Source organism: Paenibacillus sp. FSL R7-0128 (assembly GCF_038002245.1).
GTDB classification, from domain to species: domain Bacteria; phylum Bacillota; class Bacilli; order Paenibacillales; family Paenibacillaceae; genus Paenibacillus_AQ; species Paenibacillus_AQ silagei.
Genome location: NZ_JBBOCD010000001.1, coordinates 3,504,146 through 3,525,986 on the forward strand (window position 1 = coordinate 3,504,146; position 21,841 = coordinate 3,525,986).

A 21,841-nucleotide genomic window follows, 5' to 3' on the forward strand; every position below is an offset into this window, starting at 1 on the left:
GCCCCCGCAGATGTGGGGTTTTTGCTGTTGCAGACAAGATATGCAGGAGCTTATCCAGCGGATAGGCTGTGCATGTTGCACTGGGCTTGTGCAATTTTTTGCATAACATGATTATAATCAAGCATCATTTGGGTAATCTTGAAACAGAGCCATTACATGCAGAATGGTATTCACGGAAGGAGAGTGTACATATGAGCCCCAATATAGCAAAAAAGCAGCGTTTTCAAGGGAAAACAGCCATAATCACAGGTGCGGGCTCGGGAATCGGCAGAGCGGCAGCAATTCAGCTGGCACGTGAAGGTGCGAATGTCGCCTTGTTCGATCTGGTGAACGAACGTACTTCGATCCTTGAACAGAAATTGAATAAGCTGCGCAGGGATTGCGCGTTAGCTATTGATGTGGATACTTCGGATGCCGGCCGGATGGAGGAAGCGGTGCGCAGGACTGTGGAGCATTTCGGAGGTCTGGATATTGTGTTCGCCAATGCTGGCATTAACGGAGTGGTCGGGCCGATTGAGGAGCTGAGCGTGGATGATTGGGAGAAGACGTTGTCTGTCAACCTCACTGGCACCTTCCTGACGCTGAAATACACCATTCCCCATCTGAAGGAGAAGGGCAAAGGCAGTATTATTATTACCAGCTCGATCAACGGCAACAGCAGATTTACCAGCTTCGGCTGGTCACCATACAGCACCACTAAGGCGGGACAGGTCGCGTTCGCGAAGATGGCTGCACTGGAGCTGGCCAAGTTCAAAATCCGGGTCAATGTCATTTGTCCGGGAGCGATCGCCACGAATATCGACGAGAGCACGGAGTGGAACGATGATGTGGAGTCGATTGTTATTCCAATTGAATTCCCTGAAGGAGCACAGCCGCTGGCAGACGGACCGGGCAAGCCGGAGAATGTCGCCGATCTGGTCGCGTTCCTGGCCTCGGATGAATCCATTCATATTACCGGCTCGCAGATTGTGATTGACGGTGCGGAGTCGCTGCTGTCTTAAGTTCATTCTCCAGGAAAAGGTGATTCCATGAACCAAGAAGTGACGGATTACATTGCTCAGATCAAGCTGCCCTGGCAATCGGAGATATGCTCCAAGCTGCGTGAGGTCATTCACGAGGCTATACCGGAGGTAGCGGAACGTACCTTGCTGAAGCAGGCTTCTGCTGCATTGTAAGAACTGACAAATAGCGATCCTCCGGGATTTAGAGACACTGCCATGATTGGCGGTGTTTTTCTTTTGCCATAAACAATCTAATTAGATAGTTGTAAAATAACAAACGAAATGATAATATGTCTATATAAAAGTAAACAAAGGGTGTGGTGGTCCGGTTGGTAGAAGAGAATGAAGCAGTGCGGATATCGGAGAAATTCTGGAATGCGTCCATTGCAGAATTGAAGCAGGGCTATAATGTGGAGACGGAAGAGCGGACGGAAAAGTATTATTGTCTGGTCTGCGGAGCTGCCTTCGAGAAGGGCTTGATCTATAAGGATGAAGGGCAGTATTACGAAGCGGAGAAGTTCGCAGCTCTGCATGTGGACAGGGTTCATGGCGGGATGTTCCATTGGCTGCTGACGCTGGACAAGAAGCTGAGCGGGTTAACCGAATTGCAGAAGGGGCTGCTTCAGGCCTTCCGCCAAAGTCTTAGCGATGCAGAAGCAGCCAAGGAGCTGGGGATCGGCAGCACCTCCACGGTGCGTAACCACCGGTTCACGCTTCGCGAGAAGGTGAAGCAGGCCAAGCTGTTTTTGGCGGTTATGGAGCTGGCTGAGGAGAAGCCGGGAGCTTCATCGCCTTTTGTGAGTATTCCGCGTACGGCTGTGATGGTTGATGAACGGTTCGCGATTACCGAGCAGGAGAACGCCGAGATTCTGGGCACCTATTTCAAACAGGGGCCGGACGGCCCGTTGTCAGAGTTCCCTAAGCGGCAGAAGCGGAAGGCGGCTATCCTGCGCCATTTGCTGCAGCGTTTTGAGACCGGGCGCAAGTATAGTGAGAAGGAAATCAATGCGGTGCTCGAAGCCGCTTACCCCGATTACGTGACGCTCCGGCGGTATCTGATCGATTACGGGCTGCTGGACCGTGAAGAAGACGGAAGCAGCTACTGGGTGAAATTATAACGGAGAGAAGAAGGAGAGAGAAATAATGACGGATAAAACCAGACGCAAGGAATTGGGATATAATTACGCACACTCGCACAGGCCGATGGGGGTATACCGGATTGTGAACACCGGCAATGACAAAATGTATGTGGGAAGCAGCCTGAATCTGGACGGGGTCTGGAATAAGCATAAGTTCATGCTGGATATCAAAGGCCATGACAACAAGGCGCTGCAGGAAGACTGGAATGAACGCGGGGAAGCGGGCTTTCGCTTCGAGGTGCTGGAGCAGATTAAGCCGGAGGAGGATTTCGTGGCCGATGTGCAGGAGCTGAAGAAGTACCGCAAGATGCTGCCGGACATGGAGAGTAAGTGGCTGGAGCAGCTGTCTCCTTACGGGGAGCGCGGATATCATAAGCAGAAATAGCTTTCTGCCTGGTGATAAGAAGCGATAACTTACAGGCAAACCGGGAATGAATTTCAGCAGCACCCGTGCTAAAATAAGGATAAAGCTGTAGCAGAATGTGCCGTTTGCAATATAAAAGGGCACCGGGGCGCTGATGAAAGGAACGGTGTGGATGGCTATATTATCTTGGCTTGCAGAACAAAGAATTCAGGAAGCTATGCGCAGCGGAGAGTTCTCCAATCTGCCGGGGCACGGCAAGCCGCTGGAGCTGGAGGATCTCTCGGGCGTACCCGAGGAGCTGCGGATGTCCTACAAGATTATGAAGAACGCCGGATTGCTGCCCGAGGAAGTCACGCTGCGCGCAGAGTGTGTGACGCTCGAAGAGCTGCTGATGGCTTGTCACACCAGCGGCAACAGCACTGCCGGGGAACGCAAGGAGCTGGAGGGCAAGCTCTCCCTGAAGCGGCTGCGTCTTCAGATGCTTTTGCAGGAACGGGGTCTGGAAAGCAATGCTGCATATGCAGATTACGGGGACGTGATCGGGCAGCGGCTGACCGGGGTGGAACGGGATGGTAGGGAGTAGTGGGTGAGGAAACGGGTGAGTAGACGAGTATTGAAGTAAGTATGAGGCCTCCGGTTCATGGAACCGGGGGTTTTTGTGCGAAAGTTTAGATGGGAGCTTATTGTTGAACGGGTAAATCCTCCTACAGCAGTAACGAACTGCTTGATATCTGGAATGAATTCGCCGATGATAGGGAGATGGAGATTTAACTTAACTTTTAGCAGATGATGGAGAGATGAAATGAAGCAGCTTCCGATTATGCAGGTGCTCCCTGACCTGAAGAGAATTCTGACAGACCGTGCAGCGGCCATTCTGATTGCCGAACCTGGAGCGGGGAAGACAACGGCGGTGCCGCCTGCTTTTTTGGAGGAGCCTTGGCTGGCCGGTAAAACTATCCTGATGCTGGAGCCCAGACGCCTGGCAGCCCGTTCGGCCGCAGCTTATATGGCGTCCTGTCTGGGGGAGAGTGTGGGTCAGACCGTAGGCTATCGCATGCGGATGGATACCAAGGTGGGGCGGAATACACGCATTGTTGTTGTGACGGAAGGCGTGCTGACGCGAATGCTCCAGAGCGATCCTTCGCTGGGGGATGTGGGTCTTGTGATCTTTGACGAGTTCCATGAGCGCAGCCTGCATGCGGATCTTGGACTGGCACTGGCGCTTGAAGCGCAGAGTGTGCTGCGCGAGGATCTGCGCATTCTGGTGATGTCGGCGACCCTGGATGGAGACCGCGTAGCTTCTCTGCTGGGTGAAGCGCCGGTCGTCCGTTGTCCGGGCCGGACGTATCCGGTGGAGACGGTCTATGTGCCGGAGGCAGGCAATGCTACCGCTGAGAAATCCGCCGCCGCCGCTGTCCGGCGCGCGCTTGCTGAGCAGCCGGGGGATGTGCTAGTCTTTCTGCCCGGCGAGCGGGAGATCCGCCGGACGGAACAGGAGCTGGCATCAGGAAGTCTGCCGCCGGGAACGGTGCTGCGGCCGCTCTATGGCCAACTGCCGCAGCCGCAGCAGGATGCGGCGGTGGCTCCTGCAGTGGAAGGCGAACGGAAGGTCGTACTGGCAACCTCCATTGCCGAGACGAGTCTGACAATCGAAGGGGTACGCTCGGTGATTGACACGGGGCTTCGCCGGACGCAGGTATTCTCTGCGCGTACCGGCATGCCGCGCTTAACGACGGTGCCGGTCTCGAAGGCCTCGGCCGATCAGCGGCGCGGCCGGGCAGGCCGCACAGCACCAGGCGTCTGCTACAGGCTATGGAGCCGAGAGGCGCATGATCATCTGCCGGACGACAACGTGCCGGAGATCATGGAGACCGACCTGGCGCAGCTCGCCCTGGAGCTGGCGCTGTGGGGCGTGCGCGATCCGGGAGCGCTCGCCTGGCTGGATGCGCCGCCTGCCGCGCCTTACGCGCAGGCCTCGGCGCTGCTGCGCCAGCTCGGTGCGCTGGACGCCGGCGGCGCCATTACGCCGCACGGCCGCAGCATGGCCGTGCTTGGCGCGCACCCGCGCATCGCGCATATGCTGCTGCGCGCGGCAGACCTTGCAGCTGCGCCGCTCGCCGCCAGGCTCGCTGCGCTGCTGCAGGAGCGGGACCTCTTCCGGGGTCCCGCGGCTCTAGATAGCGACCTCACGCTTCGCGTGGAGGCGCTGCTCGGATTCGAGCGCTCCGCCAGTAGCGGCGGAGCGGACCCGGCGGCCTTGCGCGCGGTGCAGCGCGAGAGCCGCAGCTTCCTGGCGCAGCTGCAGGCAGCGCCGGGCGAAGGGCCCGGCGACATCAGCCGCAGCGGCCTGCTGCTGTCGTTCGCCTATCCCGACCGGATCGGGCAGGAGCGCGGCAATGGCGCGTTCCTGCTCTCCGGCGGCCGGGGGGCGGCGATGCGCGAGGGGCAGCCGCTGGCGCGCTCGCCCTACATCGTGGCACCCGGCGTGGATGACCGTGCCGGGCAGAGCCGGATTATGCTTGCCGCAGCGCTCTCCGAGCAGGACCTGCTGAAGCATCATGCGGACAGCCTTCTGGAGGAGCGCGAAGTCTACTGGGACAGTGAGAGCGGAAGCGTGAAGGCGCGAAGAGTGACCCGGCTGGGGGCGCTCATTCTGAAGCAGACGACCCATGAGCGGGCTACTCCCGAGGAGACAGAGAGCGTACTGCTGAAGGTGATCGCGGCGGAAGGGCTACAGCTGCTGCCATGGGAGAAAGCGACCACTCAGCTGCGGCAGCGGATGGAATTCATGCACTCACTGCGGGCCGACTGGCCCGATATGTCGGATGAGGCGTTGATGGATACATTGGAGGAATGGCTGGCACCCTTTATACAAGGGATGCGGAATCTCCGTGATTTACAGCGGGTGAAGCTGACGCAGGCGCTGGAGGGGATGCTGGACTGGAACAGCCGCCAGCAGCTGAACAAGGAGGCGCCGACGCATATTACGGTACCGAGCGGTTCGCGGGTTCCCTTGGATTACAGTAATCCGGGGGCGCCGGTACTGGCAGTTAGGCTGCAGGAGATGTTCGGGCAGACGGATACTCCACGGATTGGCGGAGGGAAGGTCCCGGTGCTGCTGCACCTGCTGTCTCCGGCGAGAAGGCCGATGCAGATTACCTCAGATCTGGCCAGCTTCTGGCAGAACACCTATTTCGAGGTGAAAAAAGATCTGAAAGGCCGTTATCCCAAGCACTACTGGCCGGATAATCCGCTGGAGGCAGTACCGACCAACCGTACCCGTCCTACCAAATAGAATGAGAGGGGTATCAGGTATTAATTCATCCGGTGATGCTTTTCCTGTTTGGGCACCGCGTGAACGGGTAATAGAGTAGCGAACAACAATTACGAAGGAGGGCTTCAAGTGACAGAGAAAATTATTGGCGTATTCGATACGGAACAAGAAGCAACCAGAGCAATTGAAAGTTTGCAGAGTCAAGGGTTCACGAACGATGAGATTTCAGTAATTACGAAGGATCGAGATGACCTGAAACACATCTCCGAGGATACAGGAACAATGGCGCCGGAAGGCGTTGCTACAGGTGCGGCCACCGGCGGCGTAGTGGGCGGAATTACCGGACTGCTGGCCGGGATCGGTGCGCTGGCCATTCCGGGAATTGGCCCAATCCTTGCTGCAGGCCCAATCGCAGCTACACTAACAGGGGCGGCCATCGGAGTAGGAGCAGGCGGACTGGTAGGCGGATTAATCGGACTCGGCATTCCCGAGGATGAGGCCAGAGACTACGAAGGCTACATCGACAGCGGTAAAATCCTCGTCCTGGTCGATGACAACGGCCGTGGAAGAGATATCCATACGGTATTCCGGGGCAACCGTTCACTCAATTCCGGCCGTTACGACAGCCTGTATCCAGAGGATACGCTGGCTGACCGCGGAGCAACTAACCCTGACCTGGTCCCTAGGGACACGACGGTTGGCAATACCTTGGGCAACAGAGGCTCGATGAATGCAGACCGTGACCCGGACCTCTACAACCGCGACAAAATCTAAAAATTATAGCAGGCTTAAGCCCGCTCCTATAGCATACTTAAGAACTGCCTGCGGCGAACATGCCCGGGCAGTTCTTTGTGCTTGATTTTGTGCTGATTAAATTAATTGTGCTAGAGGATGATTCTGGTCATGATTAGATCTGTTTGCTCCTCGTCACCCATATAGAAAGAATGAGTTCCTGTCTGTACGAAATTCAATTTTGTATAAAAGGCAACTGCGTTTCCGTTTTGTTCCCAAACCCCCAGCCAGAGCTTCCTCTTATTCTTTTCGGCCGCGATTTCCACCGCTTTCTCAATCAGCTGTTTCCCTAGCCCCAGCCTATGAAAGGGCCTTCTAATATAGATCCGTTCCACTTCAAGCGAGTCCTTGTCCATATGTTCGGTTTGGGCATCATCGGCGTTAACCTTCAGGTACCCGGCAATTTCTTCATTATAATAGATGAAGTAAAATTCAGAATGGCGGTTGGCGCATTCTTTTTTTAATTGCTCTGTACAAAATGCTCTTTTCAAATAAGCTTCCATAGCTTCTGGTGAATTTTGATTTTTGAAGGTGTCCGTAAACGTTTCAATACTGATTTTTTGCAAGGTCTCCAGATCGCCGGAAGAGCATCTCTTTATCAAAATAGTCATCTATAATTCTCCTTTTGTATAATCAATAGTCCCGTTTGTTTCCCTTTTTTACATATTCCCAGTCTTTTTCCACATTGGACCTGACTCTTTGCAGGAGTTTTACCAGGGTTTCAGCCTCACTTTCGGAGAAGCCGGACAGCGCTACGCTATTAGAATAATCGTTCTCTCTCTTGAGCAGAGGGTAGACGGCCTGCCCTTTCTCTGTAGGGATCAGCCTCTTGATTTTTTTGTTGTGCCGATCTTCATTTTTTTCAATAAAACCGTTAATCTCAAGCTTCTGTATAGCGCGGGCAGCCGTTGTCCGGTCCACCTTAATCATTTCAGCCAGCTTCTCCTGGATCATCCCCGGATGCTCACAGATCCGCATCAGATACAAATATTGCCCCCTGGTAAGGTCGTATTGCTTAAATTCGATATTGCTGATCGAGTCCAGTGACCGGGCAATCATTCCAACCTCGCGTAGAATCTCCTTCATAATCACAGCCCCATTGATCATGTATTTTCCAAGCCTATAGTTTTAAAATAATACATGATTTTTGTTGCAATTACAACAAAATAAATAAGAGTAATCGTCTGTGGAGAGGCAGAGAGGGGGGGATTATTCATGTCATTTCATCATATGAAAAATTCATAATAATGACCCCAAATATTAATAAAAGACTTATTGCGTCCACAATAACCTTTATTCTGCAGAGGTATAAGCAACGGGTGTCCGGGGCGGAAAGTTAAAGTCGTTCTCTATTAATATAAATTCATCATATGAAAAATTCACAATAGAGTGCATAAAAACACCAGCCGTATCTACTAATACCATCTAACCGTCTCACCATATGCGTACCTATCTTCTTCAAAACAGAAAAAGTAAACCTAAACTCCGCACCGGAAAAATGAAACTATAAAATATAACTTGTTGTGAAAACTGGGAAATAGAGTTTATACTAGAGTTGTAGCTGGAAATGCTACCCACATCATTTGACTGCCGGAATTAAGTGACAAGGGGCTATGGCTGTTCTTCTCTAAGGATTCTAACAAAAAACACCCCGGGAGGTGTCTTATGGCGTTTATGATTGCTCAGCGGGCGTTTATAAAGGTATATCTGATTACGATGGTGGAGCAACACAAGGGGTATGGTTATCAGATGCTTGAGGATTTGCGCAGAGATTTCAAAGCTCATGGCTATTCGCCTCCCCAAAGTGAAATTTACCGCGCTCTGCATGAGTTGGTGCAGCAAGGGATACTTTACCGTACCAAGCAGCTTAAGGGGAGCGATCCGAAGGTCGATTTTCAGGAGATTGTCCTGTATCACTTCACTTCGGACGGGGAGGAGAAGGCCAAACTATATAAGAAGCAGGTGAAGGCCGATCTGGACCGTTGTCTTGGTATTCTTAATAAGGCAGTAGCAGACAACTTCTGATGGGAGATCCACGAGCTGGCGGGCTCATGCATATCGATCTGGCCACGTTCCGGCGGACTCATCTATATCAGTCTATCCAGAAGCCTCACAAGTCGTGAACAGCCGGCTCAGGAATCCTCATCTTCAGAATCCTGGCCCGGCGGGGTTACCGGCGAGCTTGCGCTGCCATAATCCTCGACGGCTTCCCAGGCACCGGCGTCATCGAATCTTCCGCTATTCTGCTGACGTCCTTCGCCTGCACCGGCTGGCGGCGCGGTCATGACCTCTTCTTCCACAGGACGTGCGTCAATGTCATTGCTGGTTGGGGCATGTTCCACGGTATAGCGGGTGTAGGGGATGGCCTCAAGCCGCTCATAAGGAATCTCTTGCTTGCTGGCTTCACAGATGCCGTACGTTCCGTTATCCATCCGCGCAAGAGCAGCTTCGATCTCCGTTAATTCTTCGGATAGCGAGGTGTTGATGGACAGGTCGCGGCTGCGTTCAAACGTCTCTGTTCCTGTATCGGCGGGATGGTTATCGACCGAAGAGAGCTCGCCCGTTGAGAGGATAAGGGAATCGCCAAGCAGGCTGTCTTCTGCTCCATTGCCGGAGAAATGCTGTTCCAGTTCAGCCTTGCGTTCTTCAAGCGAGGCTCTAAGCTTAGTCAATTGGTCTTTGGTTAAGTGGCTCATCTGTCATCTTCCTTTCAGCTTGATTAGTAGTTATACTGTCGTAATCTTTCCTTACCCTAATGTGTTATAGGGCAATCAGCAGGCATCCCTATGCTGAATTGTAACTTTAGTGATATTTTCATGCTGCTTTCACCCTGTTATAATAATACCTGCCGGATGAATGCAGCATACACTTGGAGGTTATGAAATGGACGAACATATGAAACGGCGGCTGGATAAGCAGAGAAAGCTGTTCAGCCAGCTCGGTATTACACTTGATGCACTTACCATTCATGAAAAGGAATTCAGTATGAAGCTTCGCGGCTATGATGCCGAAGAGGTGGATACGTTCCTGGACAGCGTCATTAAGGATTATGAACGGTTCTATGCTACCATAGCGGATCTGATGGATAAATGGCAGGAGCAGCAGATTGAGATGAAAGAGCTGAAGGCAGAGGTGAAGACCGCAGCCACTCCGGCCCCTGTGCCGATTATTAAGGGCATTGATCCGCAGGATCTCGAAGATATTATCATCAAGCTGGAAGCCAATGTGCGTCAGCTCAAGGACAGATTGCCCATTCCCCGCACGGAGGGGTATTTGTAAGCCCTGTGCAGCCACAGCGTGAGAGACAACAATATGCAGCATAAGTATAACTCTGGACGGGGGTAGGACCATTGCCGGAGAAGCATGCTTGGAGCTTGAAGATCCGCGGCAAAATCGCACTTGGATATGTCATCATATTATTAATGCTGGGGCTATTTCTGATTATAGTCTCTGGCCGGATTAACAGCCTGGAGAAAGAAACCGTGTTCTTGAGCGATCATGATATAGAAGTTCATGAACTTACATATCAAATTGAGAAAAATGTACTTGATATGGAGACTGGACAGCGGGGGTATGTCCTTACCGATGATGAGTCCTATCTGGCACCGTATAATGACGGGCTGGTGCAGTGGAGGATTAATGCAGCGAAGCTGAATAATCTCATTGCCGATAACCCGAAGCAGGTACGGAATCTGGACACGATTACGGATAATATCGAGAAGTGGGTCGATGTTGCCGGACAGCATGTGGTTGAGCTGAAGAAGAATGGTCATACGGAAGCGGTCAACGCTTTTTTTCGCAACGATACGGGAAAAAATCTCGTCGATACGATCCGTTCCCAGTCCGATTACTTCCGTGACATCGAACGTACGCTCACGAACGACCGGATCAGCAACCTGAAGGACAGCAATCATAAGCTGCTGATTACCATGTACATATTGTGGGGATTGGTGGTCGTACTTGCGCTGCTCATCACTTATCTGCTCTCGGCCAGCATTGTGAATCCGTTGCACAGCGTCATACAGGCCATCAACAGTATTGCCTCCGGCGGTAACCGCTCGGAGCGCATTAAGGTGAAGACGCTGGATGAAATCTATGACCTGGGCGAAGCGACGAACGGGCTGCTGGATAACGTGCAGCGGGAGCAGTGGACGAGCGAACAGCTCACCTCAATGTCGATTGCCCTGCAAGAGACCATTGATATGCCTTCGCTGTGCAGAATTTTTGTCAGCCGGTTGTCGGTTATGCTGGAAATGCAGTATGCCACTATATACGTCGTGAATAATGAGGAACTGTTCGAGCGCATCTATTCCTATGCAGGCGCAGAGAATAAGGAAGAACGCATCGGGCCCGAGGTTATTCAGCCGGGAGTAGGCCTGGCAGGTCAATGTGCGCTGGATCAGCGGATGAATGTGATTGAGCAATTGCCTGATGACTATATCTCCATCAGCTCCGCTCTGGGCAGAACGCCGCCGAGGTTCGCTGTGATTGCTCCGATTATTTTTGAGAACAAGACTGTTGCTGTACTGGAGATTGCTGCGCTGACCCGTTGGGCGCCTTACCATTTCGAGCTGCTGAAGGAATTGCTGGACATGATGGGGGTTACCGTGAATTCGGTGAAGACCCGCATGGAGATCCAGAGGCTTCTGCATGAATCACAGGTGATGAACGAAGAGCTTCAGGTTCAATCCGAAGAGCTGCAGACCCAGTCCGAGGAGATGCAGATGCAGACGGAGGAGCTTCAGAGTCAGACCAGCGAGCTGCTAACCGTGAACAAGGAGCTTGAGAATCAGAAATATGTAGCCGAGAATGCAGCGATCGAGCTGGAGCGGTACAATGAACAGCTGGAACAGAGCTCGCGCTACAAGTCTGAATTCCTGGCCAATATGTCGCATGAGCTGCGGACACCGCTGAACAGTATGCTGATTCTCTCACAGCTGCTGACGGAGAACCGCAATCATACGTTAACCGAGGAAGAACTGGGCTATGCCTCTGTCATTTACAATTCCGGCAGTGATCTGCTTAGTATGATTAACGATATTCTGGATCTTTCCAAGGTGGAAGCGGGCAAAATGCTGGTGGAAATGGATGCCGTCAATCTCACCGAGCTGCCCTCGCTGCTGCAGGGTTATTTCGGCAAGCTTGCAGAAGCGCAGAATGTGGAGTTTAACGTGACCCTGAACCCCGAGGTTCCGGATCTGTTCTTCACCGATGAGATGCGCCTGCACCAGATTCTGCGGAATCTGCTGTCCAATGCCTTCAAATTCACGGAGCAGGGCTCTGTTACCATGGAGATTACCAAGCTGGCGGCATATTCAGATCAGAGTTACATAGCAGAGGGGCCGGTACTGGCCTTTGCTGTCCAGGATACCGGAATCGGCATCTCTGAAGAGAACCGTGAGCTGATCTTCGAGGCCTTCCGCCAAGTGGACGGAACGACTGCCCGCAAATTCGGGGGAACTGGTCTGGGCTTGTCCATCTCCCAGCAATTGGCTCAGCTGCTGGGCGGGCATATCAGCTTGGAGAGCGAAGAGGGCAAGGGTAGTACATTCACCTTGTATCTCCCTTGCCGTGAACTGGACAGTGAAGAAGAACCGTTCCATCCGGCGGAGCTAGCTCAGACTGCAGCCGGGGCGGAGCACTCCAGAACCGTTCATGATACAGGGCAGCCGGGTACTAGCGGGGACTCCCTGTTCGAGAAAGAATACGCCATGCTGCAAGGCAGAACTGTCCTGATTGTGGATGATGATATGCGCAATATTTATGCCTTGCAGAAGGGTCTGGAGCCTTACGGAATGATCATTATTACCGCTCAGACAGGGTATGAATGTCTTCAAGTGGTTAGAGAGCAGCCGGAGGTGGATATCGTACTCCTGGATATTATGATGCCGGTTCTGGATGGATATGACACACTGTCTATTATCCGTGAGGAGATGCATCTCACCGACCTCCCGATCATTGCGGTCTCTGCCAAGACGATGAAGGAAGACCGTGAGCGTTGCCTGGCCGCCGGAGCCACTGATTTCATCAGCAAGCCGGTATTGATACAGGACGTCATTACACGAATGTGCCGGTACATTTGACTTTTCCAAAAACCCATTGACGGGAATACAAGGTATGCTTTATGATGGGTTCATAAATGATCATTTATATGCAGTGGCGTGTTACCTTAACAGGGCATGAGCCAAGATTCGTACTCAATACTTTGAGTCCAGTCTTGGCTCTTTTTTGTGCAAAAAATCAGGATATGGGCGGAAAGGAGGGGGAACTTGGCGAGGGACACTGAACAATTTCAGGTGCTGCGGGTGATTGGGAATAATGTCGTAATGGTAGAGGGCGGCAAGAAGAGCAAGGAATATGTAATTATCGGCAAGGGCATCGGGTTTGCGCTTAAGGATACGGGTGTTATAGATTCGGATGATCCCCGGATTGAAAAGCTGTTTCGGCTGGAGGACCGGGAGGAATGGAGTCAGTATCAGATTCTGCTGGAGGACATTGATCCCAAGGTCATGAGGATTACGGATGAGATTATCTCTGATATCGCCCGTGAGTTTCCCGGCAAGTTAAACGACAAGATCTATTTGGCGCTCCCCAGCCATATCCAATTCACCATTTTCCGCTTGCGCAGCGGGATGGACATTGTGAATCCATTCCTGGAGGAGACCCGGATGACGTTCCCCAAGGAATTTGAGATCGCTTCCAAGGCGGCGGGGAAGATCAGCGAAGGCTTTGAAGTGCAGATTCCTGAGGACGAGGTCGGTTTCCTTACTTACCACGTCTATTCTGCGGTCAGCAATGTGCCGGTGGGCCAGCTTGTGAAGGCCTCCAACATTGTCAGTGAGCTGATGGAGATGATCCGCAGTGAACGCAAGATCCGCTTTGAGCAGGGCAGTATGAATCATGTCCGGCTGATGGTTCACTTGAGATTCTCGATTGAACGGATTCTGCAGGGTTCGCTCATCGACAATCCTTTTGTGAAGCATATCAAGAAGGAATACAAGGATGAATACAAGCTCGCGCAAAGGATGGGCAAAGTCATGCAAGGCAAGCTCAGTGTAGACGTACCCGAAGAAGAAATCTGCTTCCTGGCTATGCATCTGCACCGGCTGTTCCAGACCATAGAGAAGAATAAATAGCAGCAGCAAGGAGTGACTTTTATGTTTTCGAGATGGAAAGCTAAAAAAGAAGAGAAACCTACTGAGGCGGTAACCCGCCTGGAGATATACGCTCCGGTCAGCGGACAGTCCGTACCGTTAACGGAAGTGCCGGATGAGACCTTTGCCGGTGGGCATATGGGCCAAGGCATCGCCATAGAACCTATAGAGGGACGTTTAACGGCCCCTTTTGACGGAAAAATTGCGCATGTGGTCAAAACCAATCACGCTCTAATCCTGGAGCATGCCTCTGGTCTGCAACTGCTGATGCACATCGGAATTGATACGGTCAGCTTGCGGGGCGAAGGCTTCATCAGCCATATTGCCACCGGAGATGAAGTGCAGGCAGGGCAGACGCTGATCGAATTTGATCTGGAGGCAATCCGCGCTGCGGGTTATCGTACGATCACTCCGGTAATTGTAACGGGCAACGGGGAGGACACCCCGGAAGTGGATTGCCATTACGGCCAGGTTACGGCAGGAACAAGCAGTGTTCTTACAACAGCAGTAGCTTCACAGCCTTAGAACATACATGTACTTAATATGAAACCAGGGGGATGATTTCATTATGTTGGCTTTTCTACAAAAGTTAGGGAAATCTCTGATGCTTCCAGTCGCAACTTTACCGGCGGCAGCGATACTGCAAGGGTTCGGACTGATTAATTATGAGAAGGACTTCCATCTGGGCAGTACCGTAGGGGGATTTCTCAACCAGTATGTGGCTCCTTTCTTGAATGCAGGTGCAGGTGCAATCTTCGGTAATCTCGCGCTGATTTTTGCAATTGGGGTAGCGATCGGGTTCGCAGGTGATGCGGTTGCCGCGCTGTCCGCCCTCATTGCTTATCAGGTGCTGGATAGTATTCTTAAGGTGCTTCCAGCCCAAATGCCGTTCATCGCCGATGATGTGAAGCTGAATATGGGCGTGCTGGGCGGGATTTTTGCCGGAGCCTGGGCTGCTTACCTGTACAAGAAATATCATAATATCAAAATGCCAGACTGGCTTGGCTTCTTCGCAGGTAAGCGGTTCGTACCTATCATTACGGCCATAACCACCATGATTCTCGCAGTGCTGTTTGGGATGATCTGGAGCCCGATTCAGGATGTGATCAGTGACTTCGGCACTTGGGTTGTCGGTCTTGGCGGTGCAGGGGCGTTTGTATTCGGGACAGCTAACCGTCTGCTGCTTCCTTTCGGCCTGCATCATGTAATCAACGCTATCGCCTGGTTCCAGTTGGGTGATTTCACGAACGCTGCAGGGGATATTGTTCACGGAGATCTGACGCGCTTCTTCGCCGGAGATAAGACTGCGGGAATGTTCATGACAGGCTTCTTCCCGATTATGATGTTCGCTATGCCGGGTGCAGCCCTGGCGTTCATTCATACAGCCAAACCGGAGAAACGCAAAATGGTTGCGTCCATCTTCATCGGATCAGCGATTGCTTCCTTCCTGACAGGGATCACGGAGCCGCTGGAATTCTCCTTCATGTTCCTCGCACCGCTGCTGTATCTGGTTCACGCTTTGCTGACCGGTTTTGCCGGATTCCTGATGTATGTGCTGGATGTGAAGCTGGGGTTCGGATTCTCCGCCGGTCTCATTGACTACCTGCTTAACATGAAGCTCTCCACCAATGCGTGGGTGCTGATTCCGGTTGGGCTTGGCTTCTTCGTCCTCTATTATGTGCTGTTCCGGTTCATTATCGTCAAGTTCAACCTCAAAACTCCCGGACGCGAGGATGAGACGGAAGATGACCTGATTGATCTGTCCAAGAGCGGTACAACGGTGTCGTCCTCTTCCAGAGCCGCCAAGATTCTGGAGAACATTGGCGGTCCTGCGAATATCCGCAGCATTGACGCCTGTATTACCCGCTTGCGCCTTAACGTAAATGATGACAAGGCGGTTAAGGACTCCGCGCTCAAGCAGTTGGGGGCTTCCGGTGTCATGCGGCTTGGTCAGGGGGCTGTACAGATTGTATTTGGACCACAGTCCGAGCAGCTCAAGGATGATATCAAGAAGCTCATGTAGCTTGAAGCTGGTCAACAGAGCAGAATAGGGAATTGCATGCAGGCATCCTTTTGCGGGATGTCTGTTTTTTTGCGCGCAGGCTATTGCAATATCTATAATACCGAGTATAATACTTGGTATAAAGAAAAAAGGAGTCGGTACCTTTGTCAATAGATGATTATCTGGATTTGCTGAATTACGCCAAGGCAATTAATGATGAACAGTGGCAGGCTGATCTCCTGGAGCAGTTGAAGAACTATGGAGCGCTTGCCGAAGAAAAGAAACAAGTGGATAGTGTAGAAGCGCTATGGTCGCGGTTTGATGATATTAACCTATTGCTGATGCAATTATTCGATAAGCTGAGAGGGCATGAGGACACACCGGATAGCGGTCTGTGGAAAGAGCAGATATGGGAGCTGAAGATGGAGCGGATTCACGTGGCCAAGCAGCTTCAAGCGCAGTATATTAAGATTAGATAGAGAAGAAATAATCGGAGATATGAAGAGGTAGATATAGAGATAATATAGTTTAATTAAAAAATGGCATGCAGTTAGTCTGCTCTGCCATGACATGCACAATAAAGGTGAATTTCGCAGATTCACTTTCAAGGGCTTGCCGTCGTGTACTTGGACTTACTTGGACATTTCCATTCCATTACGCATCATGGTCATACACATGGTCATCATTTCATCGCACTGCTGCATTTGAGTCATCATCTTGTCCATATCCATGTTGATCATGCCCATTTCGTTCATGGTTTCCATGCACATCTTCATGTTCTTCATCTTCGACATCATGTCTTCCATACACATGTTCATCATCATTTCCATACATTTCTGTTCCATCCTTAGCTCCACCTTTCAATTTATAATAGTTTACACCTAATAAACTACTATATTTTATTGGTGAGATCAACCTTTTTATGGATATACACCAGATATCAGTCCTACCGCGTGCGGGAGGGCTATTTCTGTGCGTTTGTATAGGCTCTTCTATACTTTGCTCATTCGTACGCTTGCTCCTTATCGTCCGACGTTGATCACCTTGCGGGTCCAGGACGGTTCGCTGCCTGCCGCACGCAGCAGGCAATCGGCACAGGCAGCATAAGGCAGCGCCTGGAGCGGATGGATGCGGGCCGATGGGCCTGCCGTATAATTAGAAGAACTCTCTGCGTATTTAAGCACGGATGCCCGTACGATTACCCAGTCTAATCCGCTGCGCATTACTGCTTGTTCAGCGGCTGCCTTATCCTCAATCGCTTTGCGGAACATGCGGCGCATCAAGCGGACAGCCCAGCGGTTGACGAGTGACAACTCCCTCCCGTCACTCAGATTAATCCCGCTCTGCATCACCAGCCGCTGAACTCCATGATGCCGACAGGCTGCAAGGATATTTGGAATTCCTTCTGACATGACGGTACCCGGCGAGAAGTTCGCTGCCATGACATTTTTGCCTGCCTTAAGATTTACAAGGCCCTTCTTGCCGGCAGCATCCGGGGAGAAGTTGCTTGGAGGACCAATACAGCTGATGACCGCTTCGCTTCCGGCGAGGGCCAGGATCATGCTGGATCTGTCGAATACATCCCCTTGCCGGATAGTGAGCCCCGCTGCAGGGGAGAGCGCCTCCGGTCTGCGTACCACAGCTATCACCTCGTGTCCTGCTGCAAGTGCCAGCTCCATTACTTTTCTTCCAGTTCCTCCAGTGGCTCCGATAATTGCAAGTTTCATTATAATATTCTCCTTTAAATGCACAGTCGTGAATTAATAAGCATGTATGTATAATAATAAGCAGAACAAGAATCGATACAAGTCTTAAAAAGCCTGATTCTGTGCATTAATTCACGACTTCAACGGAATTGTGCAGTAATCTGCAGGAAAGCTGGTGAGGATAGAATGTTAAAGATCGACCGGAGAATACGCAAGTCCCAGGAAGCCCTAAAAAAGGCTGTTATTGAGCTGATGCTGGAAAAGGATTTTGATCAAATTACAATACAGGACATTGCTGATAGAGCGGATGTCAGCCGTAGAACCCTTTATCTTCACTACACAGATAAATTTGATCTTCTGGACAAGCTCATAGAAGAGCATATCAGCAATATACGCGAAATCTGCGAAAGTTCAGACGATGCCGCCGGATATACCGAAATGGGATTGGTGTGGTTTGAATATTTTGAGACGCATTCGATGTTCTTCTCTGTTTTGCTGGGGAGTAAAGGCAGCGTGTTTTTCCGCGGGCGGTTTCTTGAATTCTTCCTCGGCGAGCTGGAGAAGGATAACAGCCTGTCTGAAGGGAGCGACAAGGATTCAGCCAACATCAGAAACGTGGACATCCAGTTTCTAGGATCGGCGATCGTTGGGGTAGTGGAATGGTGGTTCAAGAATGGACAGCCGCTCCCTCCAGACGTAATGGCGCAGCGGATCGGGAACTTGCTGGAGAGAAATCTTGAGGCAAGGTGATACAAATCCGCCTTAGCCTTCGTCTTACTTATAGCTGCAGCGGATAAGGAGGATTTACCTAATGAATATTCCGGAATCAGACCCATACAAATTAATCTTTTATGAGCATTACCCGAGTGTGCGGCGCAAGCTGGCGGCACTTGTGAGGGACGAGAGTGCTGCCGATGATCTGGCGCAGGAGGTTTTTATCAGACTCTACAGAAATCCGCCGGATGATCCCGCGGCTCTGGGGGCGTGGCTGCATAGAGTGCTAACACGGATCGGATATGATTATCTGAACCAGCGGGTGAGAGAGCGGCGTCTGATCAACAAACAGGAGCTGTTATATGATGCGGGGGCTTCTGCTCCTACGGGGGAAGAAGTAGTCCTCAGCAAGCTGGACCAGGAAGATGTGCGGAGTTGGCTGGAGGATCTTCCCGAACGGGACCGGCAGGCCCTGCTGCTTAAGTATTCGGGCTACAGCTATGCAGAGATCGCCGGGGAGCTGGGAGTGAAGCCGCCAGTAGTCGGAACCCTGTTAAGCCGGGCGACAGCCAAACTGAAACACCATGCGGTGAAATCCATTCCGCAAGAATAATGAGATCCGGGAGGAAAGAAACCATGAATAGAGCAAACGGGCAGATACAGCCCCAGAGCACAGATGAAGCCTGGGCTAAATTACAGGAGAAGCTGGAAGACGAGCCGGTCAATCCGGTGTGGGCTACATGGGGCAAGCAAGAGACCCCTATAGAGGAACAGGCTGTCAAGGCTGATAGATCAGATAGAACAGAACCGGAAGCAGATGTTGTGCTTCAGGCAGCTAAGGCGGATAACCTTGCAGCAGCGGAGCCAATGCAGAATACAGGGCGGAAGTCACGCCGGCCTATGATGAGCCGCAGCCGCAAGTGGGCCGCTGCGGCAGCGGGCGTAGCGATTTTCGCAGCAATTCTGGCTACTCCGGTAGGGAATACAGCCATGGCAGCCTTGCTGAACCAGTTCAAGATGCAGGAGGCTACTGTTGTTGAAGAAGGCGATCTGCGGGATATGTTCTATCAGATAATTCAGAATGGCAATGGCAATATTGAGCAATCCCTTGAGGCCTTCGGTGACATCTCCATCACCAATGGTGAGATGAAGGAGAATGTTCCGCTCAAGGATATCCAAGGCTTGCTGGGCTACGAGCCGCTGAAGGGGTCCGTCATGGATTCAGTCAAGTTTGTTCAGGTCAGCGGGTCCCATGATATCACACTGAACCTGAAGGTGGATGAAGTGAACAAGGCACTGAAACGCCTTGGCTCAGACAAGCTGCTGCCTGCATCTGTAGATGGCAAGCCGATTACGCTTCATATCCCCGAGCAGGTGAATTACGATCTGGGCAGCGATCAGCACTGGGGAGCCTTGTCACAGATGAACACACCTGTCGTTACCGTAGATCCTTCTGTGGATCTGGACGAAGCGATTGATGCCGTTGTGAACTTCCCGCTGATTCCCGACAATCTGCGAAGCAGTCTGCAGAAGAGCCGGATTTTGTCCGGCGATCTGCCGATGCCGCTGATTAAGGGCAATCATGATGAACAGATTACGGTGGCTGGTACGCCGGTCATTCTTACTGAAATGAAGTTCAGTAACGGCAACAGCTATACGGCTGTCTGGGTGCAGAAGGGGCAGCTTCTACAGCTTAGCGGCGGAGATATCTATCCTGAGCGCGAGCAGTTCATTCAGAAGGTACAGGAGTTGATCACACAATGAGCAGTATCCCTGCGATTGATGCGAACGCCTTGACCAAAGCTTATCCGAACGGGCGCGGTTGCCGGGATGTTACCTTGACTGTGGGGAAAGGGGAAGCCTTCGGCTTCCTCGGCCCCAATGGTGCCGGCAAGAGTACTTTTGTCAAAATGCTGGTTGGACTCATCTCACCAACAGGCGGCCATGCTTCCATCCTGGGCCATCCGCTGGGCTCTATGGAAGCCAAAATGAAAATTGGCTATCTGCCGGAGCTGTACCGCTACCAGGATTGGCTGACCGGTGAAGAGGTGGTCAGGCTTCATGCCAAGCTGTGCCGGATTCCGAAATCCGTCATGGATCAGAGAATCCCTCACCTCTTGCAGGAGGTAGGTATCGGGCTGCGCGGAAGGGACCGGGTTAAGCATTATTCCAAGGGAATGCAGCAGCGGCTGGGTCTTGCGTGTGCGCTGGTGAATGACCCGGAGATTCTGTTCCTGGATGAACCCTCTTCAGCCCTTGATCCCATCGGGAGAATGGAAGTGCGGAAGATTCTGCAGCGGCTGAAGGACCGGGGAATTACTATTTTTCTCAACTCTCATTTACTTGAGGATGTTGAAGTGCTGTGCGACCGGATGGCTCTGCTGAGTAACGGAGCGGTCCTGCGGCACGGCAAAGTAGCGGAGATGCTGAACAAACGGACAAGCTGGCATTTCAAAGTGGGCGGATACACGCCTTTTTTGCTGTCCTGGCTTAATGAGCATACAGGGCTATCCATCCGGGAATCCGTGCCTGCGGCGGGTAAATCGGGCTATGATCCGGCACAGGAGGAGTCAGATTCAAGCGTCGTGTGGCTGGAGGCGGAGCTGGATCATGAGGAGCAGGCTGGCTGGCTGAACGGGCTGATGGTGGAGCAAGGGATGACGCTGTACCAGGTAAGCCGCCAGACTGAACGGCTGGAGGACTGGTTCATGGATGCGGTAGCCGGGCTCAGTCATAGGGGGGAGAAGGAATGAGAACCATATTAGCAATGACCTGGAAAGAAATGCTGCGCAAAAAAGTGATGCTGCTAACCCTCCTGCTTACCCTGGTGTTCCTGATTGCCTTCTGGTTTGTGGCCGATACCGTAGGAACGAACTATCAAGGGGCCGGAACGCTGGAAAATGGCAGCGGGTTGTTCATGCAGTACATGAACGGCGCTTTTATTCTGAGTCTGGGCTTCTTCTTCGGCGCGTTCGTTATTGCCTTTCTGGCGATCTTCAGCTCTTTCTCGGTGATTGCTGGTGAAGCGGAGCAGGGGGTCATGCAGGCTCTGTTACCCCGGCCGCTGCCGCGCTGGAAATGGTATCTTGGCCGCTGGCTGGGCTTTGTCACGCTGGGAACGATCTATGCCCTCATTCTGTTCACTGCAATTCTGCTGATTACAAGTGCCCACGCGAATGTTCCCAGAGATGCAGTCGTGCTTGCGAAGTCATTCCTGCTGTTCGCCTCTGTAGTTCCCTTGTTAATCTCCGTATCCATGCTGGGTTCAGGACTATTCTCGGCGCTTGGCAACGGTGTGTTCATGACAATGCTCTACGGGGCGGGATTTCTCGGAGGGATGGTAGATAAGCTTAGCGGTTCGCTGAGACTGGAGGACGACGGACTCAAGGTGCTGAATAATCTGACCGGAATGATCTCGATGATTATGCCCGCAGATACCTTGCAGCGCCGAATGACTGTCGAGCTGTTCAGCTTACAGGATATGAATGGTATGTTATCGATGGATAGCGGGGCGCTTAGTCTGATGAATTTCAATTCATTTCCGTCTAATACCTTTGTCGTATACGCTGCAATCTACACTGTGGTTATCTTTGGGCTGGGGCTTCTGCGCTTTCAGCGTAAGGATCTGTAGGAATCGACCATGCTTATTATAAAATCAAACAAAGCAGCGCCCCGAAGGTTCCTGTTCAGGAGCT

Annotated in this window: 24 protein-coding genes; 19 read left to right on the forward strand and 5 right to left on the reverse strand. The window is 52.0% G+C overall.

Annotated elements, in window-relative coordinates; genetic code table 11:
• Positions 1 to 191: 191 nt before the first annotated feature.
• From NST26_RS14445 to NST26_RS14475, 7 genes are all read left to right on the forward strand, one after another.
• Positions 192 to 1,001 (forward strand): SDR family oxidoreductase, encoded by an 810-nt coding sequence (locus NST26_RS14445; RefSeq protein ID WP_036728859.1) that lies wholly within the window; start codon positions 192 to 194, stop codon positions 999 to 1,001.
• Between the two features lie 27 nt (positions 1,002 to 1,028).
• Positions 1,029 to 1,175, forward strand: coding sequence for a hypothetical protein (locus NST26_RS14450; RefSeq protein ID WP_340953265.1), 147 nt, complete (start codon positions 1,029 to 1,031; stop codon positions 1,173 to 1,175).
• Between the two features lie 155 nt (positions 1,176 to 1,330).
• Positions 1,331 to 2,119, forward strand: a complete 789-nt coding sequence (locus tag NST26_RS14455; protein ID WP_340953263.1) for a DUF2087 domain-containing protein — start codon at positions 1,331 to 1,333, stop codon at positions 2,117 to 2,119.
• 25 nt (positions 2,120 to 2,144) lie between these two features.
• A complete protein-coding gene (locus NST26_RS14460; RefSeq protein WP_036728853.1) occupies positions 2,145 to 2,525 on the forward strand; it encodes a GIY-YIG nuclease family protein in 381 nt (126 codons plus the stop codon).
• Positions 2,526 to 2,676: 151 nt separating this feature from the next.
• On the forward strand, positions 2,677 to 3,087 hold the full coding sequence (locus NST26_RS14465) for a DnaJ family domain-containing protein (RefSeq protein WP_340953260.1): 411 nt from the start codon (positions 2,677 to 2,679) through the stop codon (positions 3,085 to 3,087).
• Between the two features lie 219 nt (positions 3,088 to 3,306).
• Positions 3,307 to 5,799, forward strand: a complete 2,493-nt coding sequence (gene hrpB / locus NST26_RS14470) for an ATP-dependent helicase HrpB (protein WP_340979291.1) — start codon at positions 3,307 to 3,309, stop codon at positions 5,797 to 5,799.
• A gap of 108 nt (positions 5,800 to 5,907) precedes the next feature.
• A complete protein-coding gene (locus tag NST26_RS14475) occupies positions 5,908 to 6,552 on the forward strand; it encodes a general stress protein (RefSeq protein WP_036728847.1) in 645 nt (214 codons plus the stop codon).
• A gap of 110 nt (positions 6,553 to 6,662) precedes the next feature.
• Here NST26_RS14475 and NST26_RS14480 read toward each other — a convergent pair whose 3' ends face one another.
• A complete protein-coding gene (locus tag NST26_RS14480; protein ID WP_339256391.1) occupies positions 6,663 to 7,181 on the reverse strand; it encodes a GNAT family N-acetyltransferase in 519 nt (172 codons plus the stop codon).
• A gap of 22 nt (positions 7,182 to 7,203) precedes the next feature.
• Complete coding sequence (locus NST26_RS14485; RefSeq protein WP_339256393.1) at positions 7,204 to 7,656, reverse strand: MarR family winged helix-turn-helix transcriptional regulator; 453 nt, start codon at positions 7,654 to 7,656, stop codon at positions 7,204 to 7,206.
• A 579-nt stretch (positions 7,657 to 8,235) separates the two neighbouring features.
• Between NST26_RS14485 and NST26_RS14490 the strand changes: the two genes are divergently transcribed.
• Entirely contained in the window at positions 8,236 to 8,595 is a 360-nt protein-coding gene (locus tag NST26_RS14490; RefSeq protein ID WP_036694148.1) for a helix-turn-helix transcriptional regulator, read from the forward strand.
• A 107-nt stretch (positions 8,596 to 8,702) separates the two neighbouring features.
• Here the strand turns inward: NST26_RS14490 and NST26_RS14495 are convergent, their stop codons facing one another.
• Positions 8,703 to 9,266, reverse strand: a complete 564-nt coding sequence (locus NST26_RS14495; RefSeq protein WP_340979292.1) for a TraR/DksA C4-type zinc finger protein — start codon at positions 9,264 to 9,266, stop codon at positions 8,703 to 8,705.
• Between the two features lie 187 nt (positions 9,267 to 9,453).
• Between NST26_RS14495 and NST26_RS14500 the strand changes: the two genes are divergently transcribed.
• From NST26_RS14500 to NST26_RS14525, 6 genes are all read left to right on the forward strand, one after another.
• Positions 9,454 to 9,849: a DivIVA domain-containing protein gene (locus NST26_RS14500; protein ID WP_036728841.1), complete on the forward strand. Its 396-nt coding sequence runs from the start codon at positions 9,454 to 9,456 to the stop codon at positions 9,847 to 9,849.
• A gap of 71 nt (positions 9,850 to 9,920) precedes the next feature.
• The gene (locus NST26_RS14505; RefSeq protein ID WP_340979293.1) at positions 9,921 to 12,653 is read left to right on the forward strand and encodes a CHASE3 domain-containing protein; all 2,733 of its coding nucleotides are present in this window, start codon (positions 9,921 to 9,923) and stop codon (positions 12,651 to 12,653) included.
• Between the two features lie 186 nt (positions 12,654 to 12,839).
• Positions 12,840 to 13,706, forward strand: coding sequence for a PRD domain-containing protein (locus NST26_RS14510; protein WP_036728836.1), 867 nt, complete (start codon positions 12,840 to 12,842; stop codon positions 13,704 to 13,706).
• Between the two features lie 21 nt (positions 13,707 to 13,727).
• Entirely contained in the window at positions 13,728 to 14,249 is a 522-nt protein-coding gene (locus tag NST26_RS14515; protein WP_339256400.1) for a PTS sugar transporter subunit IIA, read from the forward strand.
• A 43-nt stretch (positions 14,250 to 14,292) separates the two neighbouring features.
• Complete coding sequence (gene nagE, locus NST26_RS14520; protein WP_340979294.1) at positions 14,293 to 15,747, forward strand: N-acetylglucosamine-specific PTS transporter subunit IIBC; 1,455 nt, start codon at positions 14,293 to 14,295, stop codon at positions 15,745 to 15,747.
• Between the two features lie 143 nt (positions 15,748 to 15,890).
• Positions 15,891 to 16,205, forward strand: a complete 315-nt coding sequence (locus tag NST26_RS14525; RefSeq protein ID WP_340979295.1) for a hypothetical protein — start codon at positions 15,891 to 15,893, stop codon at positions 16,203 to 16,205.
• A 153-nt stretch (positions 16,206 to 16,358) separates the two neighbouring features.
• Here the strand turns inward: NST26_RS14525 and NST26_RS14530 are convergent, their stop codons facing one another.
• Both NST26_RS14530 and NST26_RS14535 read right to left on the reverse strand, forming a co-directional pair.
• Positions 16,359 to 16,571: a hypothetical protein gene (locus tag NST26_RS14530; protein WP_340979296.1), complete on the reverse strand. Its 213-nt coding sequence runs from the start codon at positions 16,569 to 16,571 to the stop codon at positions 16,359 to 16,361.
• 177 nt (positions 16,572 to 16,748) lie between these two features.
• Positions 16,749 to 17,453: an NAD(P)-dependent oxidoreductase gene (locus NST26_RS14535; protein ID WP_339314057.1), complete on the reverse strand. Its 705-nt coding sequence runs from the start codon at positions 17,451 to 17,453 to the stop codon at positions 16,749 to 16,751.
• 165 nt (positions 17,454 to 17,618) lie between these two features.
• On the opposite strand from NST26_RS14535, the gene NST26_RS14540 reads away from it, so the two are divergent.
• The 5 genes from NST26_RS14540 (at position 17,619) to NST26_RS14560 (ending at position 21,777) form a co-directional block, all read left to right on the forward strand.
• A complete protein-coding gene (locus NST26_RS14540; RefSeq protein ID WP_340979297.1) occupies positions 17,619 to 18,182 on the forward strand; it encodes a TetR/AcrR family transcriptional regulator in 564 nt (187 codons plus the stop codon).
• 61 nt (positions 18,183 to 18,243) lie between these two features.
• Positions 18,244 to 18,759, forward strand: a complete 516-nt coding sequence (locus tag NST26_RS14545) for a sigma-70 family RNA polymerase sigma factor (RefSeq protein WP_036728818.1) — start codon at positions 18,244 to 18,246, stop codon at positions 18,757 to 18,759.
• Positions 18,760 to 18,782: 23 nt separating this feature from the next.
• Complete coding sequence (locus tag NST26_RS14550) at positions 18,783 to 19,910, forward strand: hypothetical protein (protein WP_340979298.1); 1,128 nt, start codon at positions 18,783 to 18,785, stop codon at positions 19,908 to 19,910.
• Entirely contained in the window at positions 19,907 to 20,899 is a 993-nt protein-coding gene (locus NST26_RS14555) for an ABC transporter ATP-binding protein (protein ID WP_339256412.1), read from the forward strand. Before NST26_RS14550 ends, NST26_RS14555 begins: the two co-directional genes overlap by 4 nt.
• Positions 20,896 to 21,777, forward strand: a complete 882-nt coding sequence (locus NST26_RS14560; RefSeq protein ID WP_340979300.1) for an ABC transporter permease subunit — start codon at positions 20,896 to 20,898, stop codon at positions 21,775 to 21,777. Before NST26_RS14555 ends, NST26_RS14560 begins: the two co-directional genes overlap by 4 nt.
• Positions 21,778 to 21,841: the final 64 nt, after the last annotated feature.

Bases quoted from the DNA above. Each gene is read 5' to 3' on its own strand.
- NST26_RS14450 (WP_340953265.1), top strand. From the start codon at position 1,029: ATGAACCAAGAAGTGACGGATTACATTGCTCAGATCAAGCTGCCCTGG.
- nagE (WP_340979294.1), top strand. From the start codon at position 14,293: ATGTTGGCTTTTCTACAAAAGTTAGGGAAATCTCTGATGCTTCCAGTC.
- NST26_RS14540 (WP_340979297.1), top strand. From the start codon at position 17,619: ATGTTAAAGATCGACCGGAGAATACGCAAGTCCCAGGAAGCCCTAAAA.
- NST26_RS14530 (WP_340979296.1), bottom strand. From the start codon at position 16,571: ATGGAACAGAAATGTATGGAAATGATGATGAACATGTGTATGGAAGAC.
- NST26_RS14495 (WP_340979292.1), bottom strand. From the start codon at position 9,266: ATGAGCCACTTAACCAAAGACCAATTGACTAAGCTTAGAGCCTCGCTT.
- NST26_RS14460 (WP_036728853.1), top strand. From the start codon at position 2,145: ATGACGGATAAAACCAGACGCAAGGAATTGGGATATAATTACGCACAC.
- NST26_RS14465 (WP_340953260.1), top strand. From the start codon at position 2,677: ATGGCTATATTATCTTGGCTTGCAGAACAAAGAATTCAGGAAGCTATG.
- NST26_RS14490 (WP_036694148.1), top strand. From the start codon at position 8,236: ATGGCGTTTATGATTGCTCAGCGGGCGTTTATAAAGGTATATCTGATT.
- NST26_RS14500 (WP_036728841.1), top strand. From the start codon at position 9,454: ATGGACGAACATATGAAACGGCGGCTGGATAAGCAGAGAAAGCTGTTC.
- NST26_RS14560 (WP_340979300.1), top strand. From the start codon at position 20,896: ATGAGAACCATATTAGCAATGACCTGGAAAGAAATGCTGCGCAAAAAA.
- hrpB (WP_340979291.1), top strand. From the start codon at position 3,307: ATGAAGCAGCTTCCGATTATGCAGGTGCTCCCTGACCTGAAGAGAATT.
- NST26_RS14555 (WP_339256412.1), top strand. From the start codon at position 19,907: ATGAGCAGTATCCCTGCGATTGATGCGAACGCCTTGACCAAAGCTTAT.
- NST26_RS14515 (WP_339256400.1), top strand. From the start codon at position 13,728: ATGTTTTCGAGATGGAAAGCTAAAAAAGAAGAGAAACCTACTGAGGCG.
- NST26_RS14445 (WP_036728859.1), top strand. From the start codon at position 192: ATGAGCCCCAATATAGCAAAAAAGCAGCGTTTTCAAGGGAAAACAGCC.
- NST26_RS14550 (WP_340979298.1), top strand. From the start codon at position 18,783: ATGAATAGAGCAAACGGGCAGATACAGCCCCAGAGCACAGATGAAGCC.
- NST26_RS14480 (WP_339256391.1), bottom strand. From the start codon at position 7,181: ATGACTATTTTGATAAAGAGATGCTCTTCCGGCGATCTGGAGACCTTG.
- NST26_RS14535 (WP_339314057.1), bottom strand. From the start codon at position 17,453: ATGAAACTTGCAATTATCGGAGCCACTGGAGGAACTGGAAGAAAAGTA.
- NST26_RS14485 (WP_339256393.1), bottom strand. From the start codon at position 7,656: ATGAAGGAGATTCTACGCGAGGTTGGAATGATTGCCCGGTCACTGGAC.
- NST26_RS14545 (WP_036728818.1), top strand. From the start codon at position 18,244: ATGAATATTCCGGAATCAGACCCATACAAATTAATCTTTTATGAGCAT.